At 42.0% G+C, this 18,132-nt stretch carries 20 protein-coding genes and 1 tRNA gene; all 21 read right to left on the reverse strand.

The window, feature by feature from the left end:
* Positions 1-317, reverse strand: a 317-nt coding sequence (locus DW930_RS08270) for an ATP-binding cassette domain-containing protein (protein WP_123159908.1), incomplete at its 3' end; no start/stop codon positions are given.
* A gap of 359 nt (positions 318-676) precedes the next feature.
* Positions 677-1,609 (reverse strand): alpha/beta hydrolase, encoded by a 933-nt coding sequence (locus tag DW930_RS08280; protein ID WP_165851219.1) that lies wholly within the window; start codon positions 1,607-1,609, stop codon positions 677-679.
* A 142-nt stretch (positions 1,610-1,751) separates the two neighbouring features.
* A complete protein-coding gene (gene lacG / locus DW930_RS08285; protein WP_123159765.1) occupies positions 1,752-3,158 on the reverse strand; it encodes a 6-phospho-beta-galactosidase in 1,407 nt (468 codons plus the stop codon).
* Between the two features lie 94 nt (positions 3,159-3,252).
* Entirely contained in the window at positions 3,253-4,953 is a 1,701-nt protein-coding gene (locus DW930_RS08290; protein WP_023027669.1) for a lactose-specific PTS transporter subunit EIIC, read from the reverse strand.
* Entirely contained in the window at positions 4,953-5,270 is a 318-nt protein-coding gene (locus DW930_RS08295; RefSeq protein ID WP_117745228.1) for a PTS lactose/cellobiose transporter subunit IIA, read from the reverse strand. Before DW930_RS08295 ends, DW930_RS08290 begins: the two co-directional genes overlap by 1 nt.
* 42 nt (positions 5,271-5,312) lie before the next feature.
* Positions 5,313-6,146 (reverse strand): transcription antiterminator, encoded by an 834-nt coding sequence (locus DW930_RS08300; RefSeq protein WP_123159766.1) that lies wholly within the window; start codon positions 6,144-6,146, stop codon positions 5,313-5,315.
* A 291-nt stretch (positions 6,147-6,437) separates the two neighbouring features.
* Positions 6,438-7,418 (reverse strand): tagatose-bisphosphate aldolase, encoded by a 981-nt coding sequence (gene lacD / locus DW930_RS08305; protein ID WP_123159767.1) that lies wholly within the window; start codon positions 7,416-7,418, stop codon positions 6,438-6,440.
* Between the two features lies 1 nt (position 7,419).
* Positions 7,420-8,349 (reverse strand): tagatose-6-phosphate kinase, encoded by a 930-nt coding sequence (locus DW930_RS08310; protein WP_117745227.1) that lies wholly within the window; start codon positions 8,347-8,349, stop codon positions 7,420-7,422.
* A gap of 11 nt (positions 8,350-8,360) precedes the next feature.
* Positions 8,361-8,876, reverse strand: a complete 516-nt coding sequence (lacB, locus tag DW930_RS08315) for a galactose-6-phosphate isomerase subunit LacB (protein ID WP_023027663.1) — start codon at positions 8,874-8,876, stop codon at positions 8,361-8,363.
* A gap of 16 nt (positions 8,877-8,892) precedes the next feature.
* Positions 8,893-9,318: a galactose-6-phosphate isomerase subunit LacA gene (lacA, locus tag DW930_RS08320; protein WP_006595007.1), complete on the reverse strand. Its 426-nt coding sequence runs from the start codon at positions 9,316-9,318 to the stop codon at positions 8,893-8,895.
* Positions 9,319-9,531: 213 nt separating this feature from the next.
* On the reverse strand, positions 9,532-10,287 hold the full coding sequence (locus tag DW930_RS08325; RefSeq protein ID WP_023027661.1) for a DeoR/GlpR family DNA-binding transcription regulator: 756 nt from the start codon (positions 10,285-10,287) through the stop codon (positions 9,532-9,534).
* Between the two features lie 154 nt (positions 10,288-10,441).
* A complete protein-coding gene (locus tag DW930_RS08330) occupies positions 10,442-11,323 on the reverse strand; it encodes a class II fructose-bisphosphate aldolase (protein WP_048789867.1) in 882 nt (293 codons plus the stop codon).
* 192 nt (positions 11,324-11,515) lie between these two features.
* On the reverse strand, positions 11,516-11,968 hold the full coding sequence (locus DW930_RS08335; protein ID WP_123159768.1) for a hypothetical protein: 453 nt from the start codon (positions 11,966-11,968) through the stop codon (positions 11,516-11,518).
* A gap of 77 nt (positions 11,969-12,045) precedes the next feature.
* Positions 12,046-12,131 (reverse strand) — tRNA-Leu (locus DW930_RS08340).
* 127 nt (positions 12,132-12,258) lie between these two features.
* Complete coding sequence (locus DW930_RS08345; RefSeq protein ID WP_123159769.1) at positions 12,259-12,954, reverse strand: phenylalanine--tRNA ligase beta subunit-related protein; 696 nt, start codon at positions 12,952-12,954, stop codon at positions 12,259-12,261.
* Between the two features lie 263 nt (positions 12,955-13,217).
* Positions 13,218-13,796 carry a DNA-directed RNA polymerase subunit delta gene (gene rpoE / locus DW930_RS08350; RefSeq protein ID WP_006595011.1) on the reverse strand — a complete coding sequence of 193 codons (579 nt, stop codon included), beginning with the start codon at positions 13,794-13,796 and terminating at the stop codon, positions 13,218-13,220.
* A 217-nt stretch (positions 13,797-14,013) separates the two neighbouring features.
* Positions 14,014-15,297 (reverse strand): trigger factor, encoded by a 1,284-nt coding sequence (tig, locus tag DW930_RS08355; RefSeq protein WP_123159770.1) that lies wholly within the window; start codon positions 15,295-15,297, stop codon positions 14,014-14,016.
* A 218-nt stretch (positions 15,298-15,515) separates the two neighbouring features.
* Positions 15,516-16,079: a TIGR01440 family protein gene (locus DW930_RS08360; protein ID WP_123159771.1), complete on the reverse strand. Its 564-nt coding sequence runs from the start codon at positions 16,077-16,079 to the stop codon at positions 15,516-15,518.
* A gap of 3 nt (positions 16,080-16,082) precedes the next feature.
* Positions 16,083-16,553, reverse strand: a complete 471-nt coding sequence (locus DW930_RS08365) for an ECF transporter S component (RefSeq protein WP_048691530.1) — start codon at positions 16,551-16,553, stop codon at positions 16,083-16,085.
* Positions 16,543-17,304, reverse strand: coding sequence for a bifunctional hydroxymethylpyrimidine kinase/phosphomethylpyrimidine kinase (locus tag DW930_RS08370; protein ID WP_123159772.1), 762 nt, complete (start codon positions 17,302-17,304; stop codon positions 16,543-16,545). The genes DW930_RS08365 and DW930_RS08370 overlap by 11 nt, the downstream gene beginning before the upstream one ends.
* Complete coding sequence (truA, locus tag DW930_RS08375) at positions 17,297-18,043, reverse strand: tRNA pseudouridine(38-40) synthase TruA (RefSeq protein ID WP_123159773.1); 747 nt, start codon at positions 18,041-18,043, stop codon at positions 17,297-17,299. The genes DW930_RS08370 and truA overlap by 8 nt, the downstream gene beginning before the upstream one ends.
* Between the last annotated feature and the right edge of the window lie 89 nt (positions 18,044-18,132).

The following is an 18,132-nucleotide window of genomic DNA, read 5'->3' on the forward strand; positions in this document are numbered from 1 at the left end:
CGTTGTCCGAAGACTACTCCAATATCCTTGACATAATCCTGGCGATTGTCCTGCGGAATCTTGCCATTAATTCGACAAAAACCAGATGTTGGTTTCAAAATCCCTGTTAGCATTTTGATGGTTGTCGACTTCCCAGCCCCATTGGCTCCGATAAAGCCTAGAATCTGCCCCTTGGGTACTTCGAAAGTCAAATCCTTGACCGCTTCAAAGGTCTGCTTTTCAGGATGAATAAAGGAACGCAAAGCCCCCTTCAAACCTGGCTCCTTTACTGTCTTCACAAAATTTTTCTGAAGATGTTCCACTTCTATCATTGCCATATCTATCTCCCTATCGTAAGAAGCAACATTGTATTTTTGACTACAAATATTCTAAATCCTTACTTTCTACACTTTTTCAATATTATTACAGAAGGCTTTATACCAACCTATTATAATCTAATAAAAATAGGACTGCAAGCGTTTGCTTATTGATTATGAAATTAGAGATTTCTCTCTTAAAATGAAACTTTTAATCAAAAATTCTGTTAAATAGTTTCCTTAAGACACCAAAAAAACCACCCTCACGAGAAGGTTTATTGTTAAGAAAAAGAATTTTTTTAATCGAGAAAATTAACGATTCTACTGTTAATCCTTCAGCATTTAATTATTATCATCAGTCTCAATGAATTTTTAAGCCCTCAATTATTCTCTAAAAATTCTTTAATACGAGAAACAATAGCATCGCTTTGATAATGATAGAGGTCGTGAGGCGCATCCATATAGTCAACTTGAACATTAGACTGGTCGCTTGCAAATCTCTCTGCATAACGTTGCCACTCTGATTGGCTAAAGGTCGTGCCTTCACCGTTAGAAACCAGGAGTAAGGCTGGAATTTTCGGATTAATGCTAGATGGAACTTTCTTAGCATTTTCCTTTGCCAAACGGGATTCATGAAGCATGGCTTGTGACATCAACTGCTTATATGCTAGTAATTTATATTGTTGTCGTTCAGTTTCAGTCAGAGTTGGATTTTTTATATAAAAGAACTCAGGGAAATAGCGTAATAAGCCAATCTTACTGCTCCAATAAGCCACAGTAAGCAAGGCCTGATTATCCTTTAAATCCTCATAACTTGCTGGTAATGCCCAATCCAGACCAACCAAGGCTTTCACTTCATTAGGATATTTCTCTTGCCAAGCAAGGCTCTCAAGGCTAGCCATTGAATGAGAAACAATCACATAAGGCCCCGAAACTTCGGCTTGAGACAAAGCTTGACGGGTCTCAGAAAGAACCGTCATCACATCTCTTGATTGATTACTATCTTCACTAAAACCATATCCCGCTCGCTCTACGACGACTACTTTGTATTTTTTGGATAGGGAATCTGTTAGATTCTTAAAGTCTAATATAGGTGAAGCAATACCTGCACCTGAAAGAAATACTACCGTTTCAGATCCTTCACCTTTAATGTATACATTCATTTGATGTCCATTGACTACAACCTTCTTACCTATAGGCATGAGAAGCTTACTTTCATTTCGTAAACTGAATTGATGAAAAACAAATGTAGCACCTAAAAAGAGGATAAGAAAGCCACAAAGGATCCAACTCCACTGTTTAAATTTTTTCATAGCGTTATTGTACAAGTTTTAGAGTATTTTAGCAATACGACTTAGAAATCTTTGTTGCAATTATAAAAGAGATAAATAATCACCTCCAATACCAACAAAAAGGCTTATCCTTGCGGATAGACCTTCTTACATGTTTATTTCTTTATTCAATCACTTGGCTTTCTGCTACTTTCTTGTACCAATGTGCAGATTTCTTAGGATAACGTTCTTGCGTTTCAAAGTCCACATAAAAGAGACCATAGCGTTTTTCGTAACCATTTGACCAAGAGAAGACGTCCATAAGAGACCAGATGAAGTATCCTTTAACATTTGCTCCATCCGCAATCGCATCGGACAAGACTTCCAAGTGTTGCTTCACATAATCAATCCGGCCATCATCGTAAACAGTGTTGTCCACAAATTCATCTTTGTATCCCAGTCCGTTTTCGGTGATGTAGATCTTCTTGTAGTTTGGATAATCTTTCTTGACACGCATGATTTGATCATACAAACCTTGAGGGTAGATGATCCAGTCCCAGTCAGTGCGAGGTACATAGTCAGGAGCTACACGACGACCAACACATTTAATTTGGTACTTAGAGCTTCCTTTTTCCCCTTTACCGTTGTGGATGATTTCAGTTTCACCATCAAATGCTTCCATCCAGTCACTCATGTAGTAGTTAATTCCAAGGAAGTCGTTCAAATCTTTAGCTGCTTCAAGCGCTACAAAGTCTTCGTCACGAAGATCCAAGCTACCACCATTTACTGATAAGATGTGGTTTACCCCTTCCATGGTTGCATCTGAGTAGTGTCCAAGGTAAGTAGCATCCAAGATAAATTTGTTGTGGATGATATCTTCCAACTCAGCCGCACGAACATCTGCTGGATTTTTCGGATCCAAAGGATACTTAGTTGGAAGAGCATGTACGACACCAATTTCACCCGCATAACCTTTGTCTTTGTACAATTTCACAGCACGGGCGTGCGAAATCATCATATTATGGTGTGATTGGAAAACTTTGGCAAGATCATACTGGATTCCTGGCGGGAATTTACCTACCAGGTACTGACCATCACCGATGGGACCAATTTCATTGAAGGTTGTCCAATAGTTAACTTCTGGGAATTCTTCAAAACAGAAGGCAGCATAATCTACAAAGTGTTGGATGTTTTCACGATTCAAGAAATCTCCATTTGAATGAAGAGCTTCTGGTGTATCAAAGTGATGGAGGGTTACAAAAGGCTCCACATGGCGTTTGTGGCATTCCGCAAATAGATTGTGGTAGAATTCAACCCCTTTAGGATTGACTTCCCCGTAGCCAGTTGGGAAGATCCGCGACCAAGCGATGGAAATCCGGATGCCATTGACACCGTATTCTTCAGCCAATTGAAGATCTACTGGATATTTGTGGTAGAAATCACTTGCTGGTTCTGCTGTATACCAATAGTTATCAGCTAAGTATTTGTCCCAAGCAACTGGACCTTTTCCATCAGTATGAGTAGCACCTTCTGCTTGATAGGCAGCCGTTGCCCCACCAAAAATAAAATCTTTAGGAAGTGTTTTTGTCATTATTTCACCTATTTCTTGATTGAATCAAATGAAAAGTGAGAGGAGAGGAGCTAGTGAGCCATCCATCTCCATCTCACTTCTTAGTTCTTAGTTCTTATTCTTCAAATTGAGCTTGAACAAAGGCGAGAGCACCTTGTCCATCACGTGTTAGTTTAATGTACTGAGCACCTTCTGTCTTAGCCAGTTTGATGCCCAACTTGTCTGTTTCTGCCTTCATATCTTCGAAGTTTGAAGCAACCTGAGGAGCTAAGATGACTAGATCAAACTCTGGCAACATTTCACGGTGGGCACCGTAACCACCTGCTGCCGCTTTGACAGGAACCTTATATTCAGCTGCAGCCTTATTCAAGGCATTGGCAAGGAGGCCACTGGTTCCTCCACCTGCACAGAGAACCAAGACGTTTGTTTCTTCTGTAATCGTATTTTCAGCTGGTGCATCTTCAACACCTGCTTTTTCAAGAATAGCGTCTGCTTTGGCAGTATTGAAGTTTGCAGCTACTTTTTCTTTTAATTCATCGTTTGCTTTACCAGAGCGTTCTTCTTCAAGAATCTGCTCATCATAAACCTTGAGGAATGGATAGTAAATAGCAACGTCTACAACAATCAGGAGGGCCGCCAAGATAAAGGACAAGACTTGGAAGTTCGTACCCAAGATTTGTCCAAGTGGTGCTGGAGTAGTCCATGGAAGGTTGGTCGTGAATGAGTTCATCCCAAGCGTTTCAATAAAAAACTTGAAGATCCAAACGTTAGCGATTGGCGCAAAGATAAATGGAATAAAGAAGATTGGGTTCAATACAAGTGGTGCACCGAACAAGATTGGCTCGTTTACACCGAAGAAAGTAGGAACGACTGATGCACGTCCAATAGCACGATTTCGTTTCGATTTACATAGCCACATAAACATAAATGGAACTACTAGGGTCGCACCTGTTCCACCCATGGTAACGATAAACATTTGCGTACCAGAAGTGAGAATCTTATCCGCATGCATCCCTTCTTTTAGCAAATTCAAGTTAACTTCGGCATTTGCGTAAGTAATCGCTGCAATAGCAGGTTCAACAATAGATGGTCCGTGAATCCCAACAAACCAGAAGAAAGCAAAGGCCCCAAAGATAATGGTAATTCCTACATAGCCATCTGCTGCAGAGAAGAGAGGAGCGAAGAGTTTACCAATCGATTCGGCCACACTTGCCCCGTCAATATGACGAACAATCAAATCAAGAGCATAAAGAGAAACAACTGAGAGTGTGAATGGAATCACATCTTTAAAAACTTGAGAGATATTCGGTGGAACTTCGTCCGGCATGCGGATGGTAACATTGTTTTTCACACAGACCTTGTAAATATTAACAGTAACAAAGGCCGCAAGGAAAGCAGAAAGCAAACCTTTTGTTCCAAGGAAACCTGTAGAAATACCACCTTCAATTGGGTCAGCAGCCAGCATCAACAAACCAACGATTGCTGCCAAAAGTGTTGACATATAGTTGATTTGATTGGTTTTTTCCATATTACGATTGACAGAGTCTGTTAAGGACTTGGCTGTTGTTCCTGCTACCAATAGAGCAAGGATCCCCATGGAATAGCTGTAAGGTTTCATCAAGAAGCCCACTACATCATCAGACCATTGGAAGCCCCATGAGTTTGGTACGAAGGCAATCAAGATAAAGATACTTGAAAAGAGAATGACTGGCATTCCCGCAATAAAGCCATCACGGATGGCGCGGAGATAAATATTCCGCGATAATTTTTCAAAGAAAGGTTTCTTTTTTTCAATAAATTCAATTAATTTATGCATTATTTTACTCCTCTTTTGTATAGTTCAATGAGATGATGAATCACATCTTTTAATAGGATCGTTGTCATTAAGTGGTCCTGCCCATGCATCATGGTAATGCTGTAAGGGAGGTCTTCTCCGGCTGCTTCTTGCGCTAGCATAGTTGTTTGAGACTTGTGAGCCTCTGCGATGCAGCTTCCTGCTTCTTCTACCAAGCTTTCCGCTTGAGCGAAGTCACCCTTCTCAGCTGCCTTGAGGGCCTCCAAAAGTTTAGAGCGAGCATCCCCTGCATAGGCAACGATCTCAAAACCTAATAGTGTCATTTCTTCTTTGGTCATGACCAATTCCTCCAATTTGAATTTCTTAATTTTTAAAAGTTGTTACAATAATCGTTGAATGTGTAAGACAAGATAGACCCGTTCGCTCTTGTACAAGTCAACTCCAGTCTCCCTAGAAATCACATCATAAATCTTGGAACCAATCTCAAAGGCTTTGGGATAGGAGCTTTTGATGTGCTCCTCCATATCTAGAAGTGATTGATTATCGTCTCGATTGCGATCCAGGTAATCCAAGAAGTAGTTGAGATGAATCATGAAGCGATCATAAAAGTTATTGTTGGTCTCGGTTCGTTTGATTGAGTAACTATCCAAAACCTCTTCCACACCTTTTAAGATTTCTTTGCGCTGGTCCATGGAATCCACGATTTCCAATCCATTTTCACCTTCTGCGTTGATGAAATGATAGGCGATGCGAGTGATCTCATCTTCAGGGAAGCTAGTTGTGAGCTTCTCCCGATAGATATCTACTGCCTCTTTGGCAATCTCAAAAGCCACTGGATAGTTCTCCGAGATATCCAAAAGATTACTTTCCTTATACCTGCCTTGGGTCATTGCTTGGTAAGAGCAAAACATGTGGTCGGTCAAGGTCACATAGATATATTCTTGAACGGGATAGTGATACTTTTTGATCAAGTAATCAATCATCTCGTAGGTCACTGTGATGAAGTCTAACGGAACATCTTTTAGCAGGGTCATAAAGTTCTCTCGGGATTCCTCTGTTTTCATCCGAAAGAGCTTTTCTACCTTTTCTTTAGGGACTAGGTCGCCCTTCTTTTTCCCAAAAACAATTCCTTTTCCAATGACAATCAGTTCTTCCCCTTTGTCATTTCTCACCAGAGCAACATTGTGATTGAGTGGATTTAAAATCCGATACATGGTACTCTCCTTGCTAGTTTATTTAAGGTTTAGGGTATAAAAAATGACCACAAATGAGATCAGAGAGGGTTCTCCCCGATTCATCTGTGATCATGCGTAATCTAACTTACTAACACTCACCTTGTATTCACTTATGGACTAAGTATAGCATACGCTTTTGTTTTTGTAAACCCTTTCTTAACAACTTTTTAACTTTTTTGTTTTTTCCTAACAAATAGCTGTTTATAGCTGTCTTCTCTGGGCTCTTCAAGGAAATTTGAACGCCCATCGTTAAAGGAGTGGTCTACACTTTTAAATACGCTCTTTCCAAGAAGTTGCGACTTGGTCCAAGACTTGGTTGAGTTCTTCAATGTTGCGACGACCTTCGGTACGCAACCATTCACGAGCTGCAGCTTCCCCATTCTTGATGTAGGCTTCTACAGATCCAGCCCAAGTTGCACGTCCGCAAAGAACCCCGTTGAAGTTTGCGCCTGCTTCATGCGCAAAGACTAGAGTTTCTTGGAAGAGTTTGGCAGAAACACCTGCACTCAAGTAGATGTATGGAAGGTTGGTTGCTTCTTCTTGTTCTTTAAAGAAGGCCGCAGCTTCCTCACGACTATGCACAATTTCTCCATCGCCAAATCCTTCTACATATTTGACATTGACTGGCACTTCTACTTTCAAGACATCGATGTTGAAGCGTGGGTCTGAGAAGACTTTCATCGCTTCGATGACCTTGCGAGGTTTCACTTTAGCGTATTCTACAGAACCGGCATCAGCGATTGTTTCATCGTAAGCCAAGATTTCAAGGAAGAATGGAATTTCTTCTGCCGCACATTCTGAACCGATGCGTTCGATGTAGGCTTGTTTTTCTTGGTTGAGTTCGTCTGCACTATCCACATCATAGTAGAGCAAGAATTTCACTGCATCTGCACCCTGCTCTTTGATGCGTTTAGCTGACCAAAGGTTGAGGCAGTCTGGCAGACGCTTGGTGCTAGAAGTGTCATAGCCTGTTTTTTCATATGCCAACAAAAGCCCTGCTTCTGCATCCAAGACCTTGGCCGCTGGAAGTCCATACTCAGGGTCCAAGAGCATAGAAGATGCGAATGGAGTCAATTCTTCAGCCACCAAGACCTTCAATTCTTCCATTTGAGCCACTGTTGGTTCTGTATCTTGATACTGAGCCATGAGACGTTTCAAGGCACCGCGTTGGTCAAAAGCCAAGGCAGAGATCACACCCTCTTTGGTGCTCAATTTTTCTAAATAGTTGCGTTTTTGTTCTGTTAATACCATCTTATACCTCTTTTACATTTATCTGTTGATACAAATCATCATAGTGATGAATATTGATATGGCCTGTCGTTGCTTCTTGAGCATTCAACATGCCAAGGACATTGGCTTTGGTTAAAAGCGCTTGGTCATCTTCCTGATGATAGAGAGCTGAGGCAATCCCAGCAACCGTTGAATCACCAGAGCCCACTGGGTTGACGACTTCAATTTTTGGAATATCCACTTTATAGAAGACATCTCCGTGTTTGGCAAAGGCACCGTCAGCTCCTAGGGAGACGATGATCCAGTCAATGCCTTCAAATAAGTCAGTTTGAAGAACTTCTTTTAATTGATCAAAATCCTTGGTCACCTCATAGCCCAGTAATTGGGACAATTCTTCATTATTTGGCTTGATAACCGTTGGTTTAATAGGGGCTGCTAGAGCTTTTTCTAAGGAAGCACCTGAGCAATCCAGAACGACTGGTTTTCCTGCCTTCTTAGCACGCTCGACCAATTTCACATAATAATCAACTGGTAACCCAGCTGGTAAACTTCCTGAGATAACAACAACTGTTACAGCTGGAAGCAAAGCTTCAAAGTGAGACAGAAAGGCTTTCCCTTCTTCTTCAGAAACAGATGGACCTTTTTCCAGGATTTCAGTTTGTTGCCCTTCGTGGAGAATAGCAATACAATTGCGGGTCTCCCCTTGAATTTCAAAGAATTCTTTGCCGATCTTCTGATCCAGATGTTCCAAGATAAATTGGCCTGTTGAACCGCCAACCAGACCAGTCGCTGAGACAGGATCTCCAATCTCTGCTAGGACCCGTGTGACATTGAGTCCCTTACCTCCTGCAGTTTTGCTTACCTTGCCTACTCGATTGACCGTATCCAATTGTAAGGTTTCTAATGGATAGGAAATGTCAATAGATGGGTTCATGGTTACTGTTAAGATCATAATCCCACCTCTTAGTCGTGGTATTCACCACGATCCCATTTTTCAAGGAATTCTGTGAAGAAATCCTCATCTTCTTGATGGTCGTTGTGGGTTTCCAAATGTTGAATCTTGGCGATCAATTTCTTGTTTTCTTCACTTGGTTTGTATTCTGCATGAATGAAAGCTTCAATAATATCGCACATGAGCAATTCACCAGTTACTTTCCCACCGAAACCAATGACGTTGGCATTGAGTTCTTCTTTGGCATAAAGTGCAGTTGTCATATCGCGGACCAAGGCTGAACGGATTCCAGGGACCTTGTTAACCGCGTTGTTAATCCCAACGCCAGTTCCACAGATACATACTCCAAAATCTGCAAGACCACTAGCTACAGCTTCTCCGACTTTTTTCCCAAAAATTGGGTAGTGGGTGCGAGCATGGTCATAGGTTCCGAAATCAAGGACTTCATAACCTTTTGATTTCAAAAATTCAGAAACAGCCATTTTTTCATTCGTGACAATATGGTCACATCCAATTGCAATTTTCATTCTTTTACTCCTCCCTTTAGCACATCTTGTTGAGCATATCCACACGGATTTGGTGGCGACCACCGTCATACTTACCGTTAACAAATCCCTTGGCAATATTTTTCGCCAATTGGTCACCCACGATTTGAGCACCCATGGTGATCATGCGAGAATTGTTATGACCACGAGTCATATAAGCTGAACGCTCATCTGAAACTTCTGCCGCAACCATTCCTTTAATTTTAGTTGCGACCATGAAAGGACCTGCTCCATAGGCATCAATGACGATACCAAGATTGTCTTCTGCTTGTTTGACTTCCTTAGCGACAGCCAAAGTCACATCGACAAAGTCTTGCCCTTCTTCTGTCACATCCACTACTTGGAAACCTTCTGCTTCCAAATATTCTTTGACTACTTCTTTTAAGCGAATACCTGCTGCATCCGCACCAACTACAATTGCCATATGATTCTCCTTTTTATATTTCCGTCAACAAAGAAAGTTCTCCTCTTTCTTCATCCGACTTCGTTTTGTTGTTCACAAACATAGTATAGCGCTAATTTTGTTTGTTGTCAACTATATTTGTTTATTTTTTTCATTTTTGTTTTAATTTTCAATCTTATTCTGTTTATAACAAACAAAAAGAGAGAATGATTCTCTCTTTTTTCAGTTCATCATTTATACAATCACTCGTGTATACTCCTCTAATTCTTCATGTGCTTTCTCAGATGCATCGTCCGTTATCACTGCCGTCACTTTCTTTAAGGAGCAGATAGAGGTAAAGTCTTCTTTACCAATCTTGGAGGAATCAATCAGTAGGTAGGCTTCGGAAGAACGTTCTAAAGCCAACTTTTGCGTATAGGCTTCTTCGAAAGAAGATGTTAGAACGCGTCCATCCACTATGCCGTTCCCACTGAAAAACATCTTGTGGAAGTACATTCTTTCCATGAGAGTGTTCGTTATCTCGCCGACAAAAGCTTGACTGGTTTCTCGGAGCTCCCCTCCCAAGAGGATCACCTTAAAGGTATCACTTTTCTTCTTTAACAACTCTTGGAAAATCGGCAGACAGTTGGTCACCACGCGCAATTCCTTATTATTAATAGCTTCGGAAAGAACTTCAACAGAGGTCCCCGGTCCAAGGAAGATACTCTCACCTTCTTTTATCAGTTCGCAAGCTTTCTTCGCTACCTCACGCTTAGCCAGTATATTCTTGAGCAACTTCTCTTCATGAGGAAGTTCTCGTGAAGGGAGGAATTGGTTACTTTTAGCTCCGTTTCGAACCCGAATAATCAGCCCCTGTTTTTCCAGTTCAATCAAATCACGACGGACCGTCATATCCGACACCTGCATACTTTCCATTATATCTTGAACGTAAACGGTTCCAGCCTTATTAACCAGATTGATAATCTCATTCAGTCTTTCCTGTTTCTTCATTTCCTACCTACTTGCTTCGTTTTTGTTTATTATAACCTTAAACTGTCAGAATCGCAATCATTATTTGTTTGAAACAAACATTTTTCCAAAAAAGAGAAATCAAAAAGGTTTATCCTTACGGATAAACCTCTGGTTACTATCGTTTCAAGCGAAATTAAGCTTTGTTTTCTGAACCGAATACGTCGATACGTTCTTCAACTGAAGCTGTGATTGCTTCGAATCCTGGTTTCAAGAATTTACGTGGGTCGAAGAGTTTCTTCTTGTCGTATTCTGCTTCGTTTGCATCGTATTCACGTACGAATTGACGAGTTGCGTTAGCGAATGCGATTTGGCACTCAGTGTTAACGTTAACTTTCGCAACACCAAGTTTGATAGCTTCTTTAATTTGCTCATCAGGGATACCTGAACCACCGTGCAATACGATTGGGAATCCTGGAAGAGCTTCTGTCAATTTCTTCAAGTGGTCAAGGTCAAGACCTTCCCAGTTTGCTGGGTATGGACCGTGGATGTTACCAATACCTGCTGCCAAGAAGTCAATTCCTGTAGCAACCATTGCTTTAGCATCTTCGATTGGTGCCAATTCACCTTTACCAACGATACCGTCTTCTTCACCACCGATTGTACCAACTTCAGCCTCAACTGAGATACCTTTAGCGTGAGCTTTTTCTACAACTTCTTTCGCCAATTTAAGATTTTCTTCAACTGGAAGGTGTGATCCGTCGAACATGATTGAAGTGTAACCAACTTCGATACACTCAAGAGCATCTTCGTAGTGACCATGGTCCAAGTGGATTGCAACTGGTACAGTGATACCCATTGCTTCAACAAGGTTAGCGATCATGTTGCGAGCTACTTTGTAACCACCCATGTATTTAGCAGCACCCATAGAAGTTTGGATCAAAACTGGAGCTTTTTTAGCTTCTGCTGCACGCAAGATAGCTTGAGTCCACTCAAGGTTGTTTGTGTTAAATCCACCAACTGCGTAACCATTGTCACGAGCTGCTTGGACAAATTTTTCTGCTGAAACGATTGCCATTAGTAGTAGGCCTCCTCTAATTTTTTGTGGTTAAACCACTTACATTGTTTATTTTATCACTTTTTCATTGAAAATGCTAGCTTTTCCTGTAGCTTTAAGCGCTTTCTTATGATAAATGAGAGGAATGCTTACTTTTCCAAGACTTCCACAGGCCATAGAAAAGTAAAAGAAGGGAGCCCAAGCCCCCTCATTTCAATTCTCTGCTTTAAAATTTTTTAATGAAAGGAGAAAACCAATCCCGCAAATCACTAGAAGTACTGCTACAAGCCATTGAGCATAGAAGAAATAGGTAAATACATGAACTTCCCCAAAGATTTTTCCGAATAGCCACATCAAGGGACCTTCAAGAGACGATAAAATCCAGGACTTAACAAGTACATTTGTAAGAAAAAGAATAAATCCCGCCACCAGAAAGAGATTGGGAATCCATTTTTTGATTCTTTTTTCATCTTTGAGGAGCCATCTAGAAACAATTGCCAGGATAAAGACAAAGAGGTTCCAGCTATTTAAAGCCATAATGGCACTTCCAAAATCTTTGTGAGCAGCAAGCCCCATCGCCAAAATCATGACCGGAGCAAAAACATTAATGGCACTTCCTAAGAGCGCTAGTAGGCCATCGGCTAAAATTAGATACTTCTTCTTCATTTTCTCACCTCCTACCTATTCTATCACAAAACTCTTGAGAAACAAAAAAGACAGCCGAAGCTGTCTTGATAATCCGATGCGGAGAGAGGGACTTGAACCCTCACGACCTAAAGCGGTCACAGGATCCTTAGTCCTGCGCGTCTGCCAATTCCGCCATCCCCGCGATTGAGTACTTTACTAGTATATCAATCTTCTACTTTCTTGTCAAGATTTTTTTCAAACTTTTTTCAAAGTCTACACTTTTCTCTCCTGTTCAGATAGTGACAAATCTTCCTTACTGAAGGACTTCTTTAAGGGACTGGAATTGTCTCACGGGGCGTAACCAGAAACTTTTCAAATTCTAATTCAGACATGCATGAGGCCAAATCTTCTCTGATCCGATTGAGTGCTTCCAAGCGCATCTCTACAGAGGTCGCTCGATTCCCCTGGATGATAAAGAGGACATTACAGGTCGTCTCCTCCATCTTGTAGCGTTCACCATCTCTCACATCTAGCCAGGCCATAATACCTTGTTGATCTCGGTAGACCGGATCGGTTTCACTAACATGCTTTTCTGTTGATAAGATGGGCAAAAAGGTATCCTCTCTTTGACTAATCGTAAACTCGATTGGTTCCTGTATCTTATCCAAATCATGCCCTCCGATGGCTAGAAAGGAACGAAGACATTCAACATTATAGATATCAATCACACTATTGATTGTCGGAAGGAAGCCACGACTTTGGATATTCTTAATCAAAGCAAGAATAGTCGGCGGGTTCTTCTTAGCACTACGCCCCACTTCCTTCAACAAGTCGATATATCCTTGTACAACTGCCTCCTCTTTCACCGAGCTGAGATCACAATTCAGGGCCCAAGCTTCCATCTCCTTCTTTTTAGATAAAAAATCTGCAGATAAGGGAGCTTGCGGATCCACCTGTTTGGCCACTCCGATTACAACTGTCTCAATCCCCAAATCCACCAAACTTTGATTCAGTATCCAGTCCATATCCCCTTCCTCCTTCTACGCTACATCAGTCTTACACCCTTATTATACTCCTCCTTGAAGCGTTCTTCAAGTAAAGAAAGAGAGTGGGACAGAAATCGGTAATTCGTTAGAATTCGATTTCGTCGTCCAACCTCCGCACAGTTGAGTAGGGCTATAAAAGCTGATGAAATCAGCGTAGTAGAGCCCACTCAACCACTGCGTCTTGCTCGACAATCCAAATAAACATAGAAAGAGGCTAGGAATTTTGTCCCAGCCTCTTTGGGTTATTCTTCTTCTTCGTAAGAATCTTCTTCGTCTTCTTCGTCACTTAACTCAACTTCCTCATCCAACTCATCTGGTGAGATTTCATTAATTTCAGCGTCATAAGCTTCCACTTCATCCTTCTCATCTTCTGGGTTTTCATCATCGTAAGTAAGCGCTGGATCTGCTTCATAGACATCTTCGTCTTCTGGATCATCCGCATTATAATCGATCGCGTCTTCGTCTCCGTCCATAAAGGCATTGACACGTTTTTTCTTACGTTTTTTAGGTTCTTCGTCCTCATCTGTTTCTTCAAGAGCGATGATTTCTTCATCTACCTCATCAATCGCATACCATGAGCGAAGTCCCCATTTGTTATCCCCTAGTGGGATAAAGCTTCCATCCACATTCAATTCCGTATAGAATAATGGAAGAGCTTCACGAATTTCACTGTTTGATTTTTCGAGGTAGTTTTGAATTTCATTGACCAGGTCATTGAAATACATTTCATGATCACGGCCACGTGACTCCAAAATCGCACGGGCTACTTCAATCATTGAAAGTTCACTTTTTTCTTGTCCAGCAAATACTTCTAATTCCAAGGTAGATCTCCTTCATTTTTATCTCAAGGCAACACTCTTTTTCATTAAAAAAGAGGATACCCCTAGAATACATCATTTATCGTTACACTCTATTGTACGATAATTTTCCCCTTTCGTCAAAGGAAAATTCCGCGCCAATAAGAAGAGAAAAGCCGGGACACATGGCCTCAGCTTTTCCTCTTATGACTTCTTTCCATCATGATGGAAGATCATCTTTTTATTTTACTTTCGCAGTGCTTGTGATCACTTCAACAGCTTTCTTCACAGCGATATCGTGTTTCAACATTTCTGGTGAAAGCAAGCTACGAACTTGTTCAACTGGCATGTTGTAGTCTGCTGCCAATTGTTCGATTTCAGCAGTTACTTCTTCGTCGGTTGCTTCGAAGCCTTCTGCTTTAGCAACTGCTTCTACGACAAGGTTTGTCTTAGTACGTGCTGCTGCATCTGCTTCATATTGTTTGTGAAGATCTTCTTGAGTTGTTCCAGTGATTTGGAAGTACATGTCTGGAGAGATTCCTTGACGTTGCATGTTTCCAAGGAATTCATTTACAGCACGGTGTACTTCTTCATGGATCATTTCTTCTGGAAGGTCAATGATTTCTGCGTTTTCTACTGCAAGGTCAATTGCTGCTGACTCAACTGCATCTTTGTAAGCTTCTTCTTTCGCTTCAGCCAACTCTTTGCGGTATTTTTCTTTCAGTTCAGCAAGAGTTTCAACTTCTTCGTCGATGTCTTTTGCCAATTCATCGTCAAGAGCTGGTACTTCTTTTGCTTTTACTTCGTGGATCGTTGTCACGAATTTTGCTTCTTTACCTGCAAGGTCAGTTGCTTGATAGTTTTCTGGGAAAGTTACGATGACATCAACTGTTTCACCAGCTGAGTGTCCAACCAATTGGTCTTCGAAACCTGGGATGAATTGACCTGAACCAAGTCCAAGTGAGAAGTTATCTCCTTTTCCTCCGTCAAACTCAACACCATCAACAGAACCTACAAAGTCGATCACAACAGTATCACCTTCAGCTGCTGGTCCTTCTTTGATTACCAATTCAGCCAAGTTGTTGCGTTCGCGTTCGATACGTGCATCTACATCTTCATCTGTTACTTCTTTAGAAACTTCTACAGATACTTCAAGGTCTTTGTAAGCACCCAATTTTACTTCTGGTTTTGTAACAACATTTGCTGTCAATGTCCAATCTTGACCTTTTTCCATTGATACAACGTCAAAAGTTGGTTGAGCAACCACTTCAAGACCTGCTTCTTTTACTGCAGATTCATAAGCTGCTGGAAGAAGATCGTTCAAAGCATCTTGATAAAGTGATTCTTCACCAAAACGTTGGTTGAAGATCGGACGTGGAAGGTGACCTTTACGGAATCCTGGTACGTTCAAGTTTTTCTTAACAGACTCAAACACGCGGTCTAAAGCTGGTTTAATTTGGTCTTGACTGATGGTAAAAGTCAATACTCCGCGGTTTGTTTCTTTGTTTTCAAATGATACAGACATTCTGTCTCTCCTTAAAATAATATAGTCATTCCTTATAATTTTACCATAAAACTTCGAAAATGCAAGTTTTTGGACATCCTGGTTTTGTGAAAACTGCTTCTTTTTAGAGAAATATTATAGTGGTTTCTGGAGACCAAAAGATTTTCAATCCCTTTCCAATCTTAAAATTTGTCCCGGAACAAAAAAACCAGTCCATGCCTGAACTAGTTTCCTTCCTATTAGGATTTCCGAAGCGAATCTTCTTGGTAAGTAGCACGCGCCCCACCGATTAACTTTGGACGACTCGCTAGAGCCGTCACATGAGCGCCACCCAGTTCTTTCAAGACAGGGCGAACGGGTACTTGCACATGCTTGACATGCATCCCAATAGAAGTGTCCCCGATGTCCAAACCAGCCTGAGCTGTGATATATTCCACTTCGACAGGGTCTTTCATATAACCGAAGGCTGCCAACTGTCCGGCACCACCCGCATGGAGGCTCGGTAGTACATTGACGATTTCTAAGTCTTTCTTTTCTGCTAGTTCACGTTCGACCACAAGAGCGCGGTTAAGATGCTCACATCCTTGGACAGCTAAGTAAATCCCTTTGGGAGTTAGGGTATCTAGGATGGTTTTCACAATGGCTTGCCCAATCTCTAGGCTTGAGTTCTTCCCGATACTTGCGCCAGCGACTTCACTGGTGGACAGGCCTAATACGAGGATTTGTCCCTGATGCAGATTGTCCTTGGATAAAAGATCCAGCAAAATCTCCTGGGTTTCTCTTTTTAATTGCTCTAACTCCATCCTCTAATTCCCCTTCTTTGGCAAGAAATGGTACAGAGCATATCCCAGAGCCATCCCAACGAAGTTTTGAACCAGATTATGAGGAACCTCTTCAATGGCCGCTACCCAGGTATTTCCTAAAAAGAGCGCTGATGCTAGGGCATAGCCGCCTACCATGATAACCGTTCCTAGAAGCAGACCGATGTAACGGGCTTTTCCTTTAAAGCCAGCAAAGTAGCCTTGAGCTCCGTGGAAAAGGAGACTAAAGAACATCCATTGAGGATAGCCAGAGAGGAGGTCTAAGAGAAAGGCTCCAAGACCACCGACCACTGCTCCTTCTTTGCGCCCCAGATAAAAGGCGGTAAAATAAACGCCTAAATCCAGCAAGGTCACCATCCCGGTTGGAGTTGGCAACTTGGTGTAATAGCCCAGCACAACTGTCAAGGCGGTTAAAATGGCTAAATGCGCGATTACTTGGGTACGGTTATTGGTCATATTGAACTACTCCATATTGATCTGATTTTTGAATGGCTTGGTAGACAAAGTCTTTAGAGGCTTTGACAGCTTCTAAGGTTGCCTTCCCTTGGACTAACTGGCTTGCTATGCTAGAGGCAAAGGTACAACCAGCTCCTGTATTATTCTTTTCTAAAACGTCTTCTTCGAAGACCGTAAAGTCTTGGCCGTCATAAAAGACATCGATGGCTTTTTCCTTGTTAAGGCGGTTGCCCCCTTTGACCACGACAGTCGCTGCTCCCAATTCATGGAGCTTGCGCGCCGCCTCCTTCATATCGTCGAGCGATTGAATCTTGCTTTGAGTCAAGATCTCAGCTTCTGGTAAGTTTGGCGTGATGATGGTCACATAAGGGAAGAACTTGATCAATTCGTCTCGAAGGGCTGACACTTCCACGTCATGGGTTTCCTTGCAGACCAAGACAGGGTCTAGTACCACAGGGATACCGGCATGAGCTTTGACATAATCCAAGGCTAAGTCTGCCACTTGGACATTTGGCAAGAGGCCGAGTTTAATAGCAGAAAAAGGAACATCTTTGAGAGAGTGGAGCTGTTGGGCAAAGGTCGTCGGATCGACCGGAATCACTTCAAAACCATGCTCGGTCATAGCGGTCAAACAAGTCACCGCTACAAAGCCATGTTGTTTGTTGGTTGTATAGGTGGCCAGGTCAGCGTGAAGGCCTCCCCCACTAAAAATATCATTTCCTGAAATAGCTAGAATCAATTCATTACTCATAACGGATCTCCTTTAAATATAAGCCATTTGGCGCTGCTGTAGGACCTGCTAGATTGCGGTCCTTCTTTTCTAAAATCAGATCGATTTGCTCTATCGGCATCCGATCATTTCCAATCTTCAACAAGGTCCCCACCATATTGCGGATTTGCTTGTAGAGAAAGCCATTGCCCGAAAAGGTAAAGATAAGGCGATGATGTTCTGCATCCTCGTCCAAGCGAGCCTCTGTAATCGTGCGAACCTTGTCTTCCACACTGGTACCCGAAGCTGTAAAACCGGTGAAATCATGGGTTCCCTCCAACTTTCGGATGGCTGCTTGCATCTTGGCCACATCCAAATGATAAGGGTAGTGGGTGGCATAGTGGCGCATCATGGGGTTCTTGGGACGACCATAATCCACGATAAATTCATAGGTCTTGCTGTGCTTCCGGTAGCGTGAATGAAAGTCATCTGCTACTTGCTCCACCCGGATAAAGTCAATATCCTCTGGGGTTTGGGTATCGAGGGCAAAGCGAAGCTTCTCCTCATCCCGCGCTTGAGGGAGATCAAAATGGATGACCTGTCCAAGGGCATGGACACCTGCATCCGTCCGGCCTGCTCCATGGATGGTCACAGGATTTCCTTGATTGAGACGCATCAAGGTCTTCTCGATTTCTTCTTGCACACTACGGGCATGCGGTTGTCGTTGGAAACCTGCAAATAGAGTTCCATCGTAAGAAATAGTTGCTTTGTATCGTGTCATGTTTTTATTTTATCAAGTTCATCCAAGCTGAACAAGGCAGAAAAGAGAGAACTGTCCGGGTACAGTTTCCGAGACAAAAAAAGAACCAA

Origin of the sequence: Streptococcus sp. AM43-2AT (genome assembly GCF_003603405.1) — a bacterium.
In the GTDB taxonomy this organism is placed as follows: domain Bacteria; phylum Bacillota; class Bacilli; order Lactobacillales; family Streptococcaceae; genus Streptococcus; species Streptococcus ilei.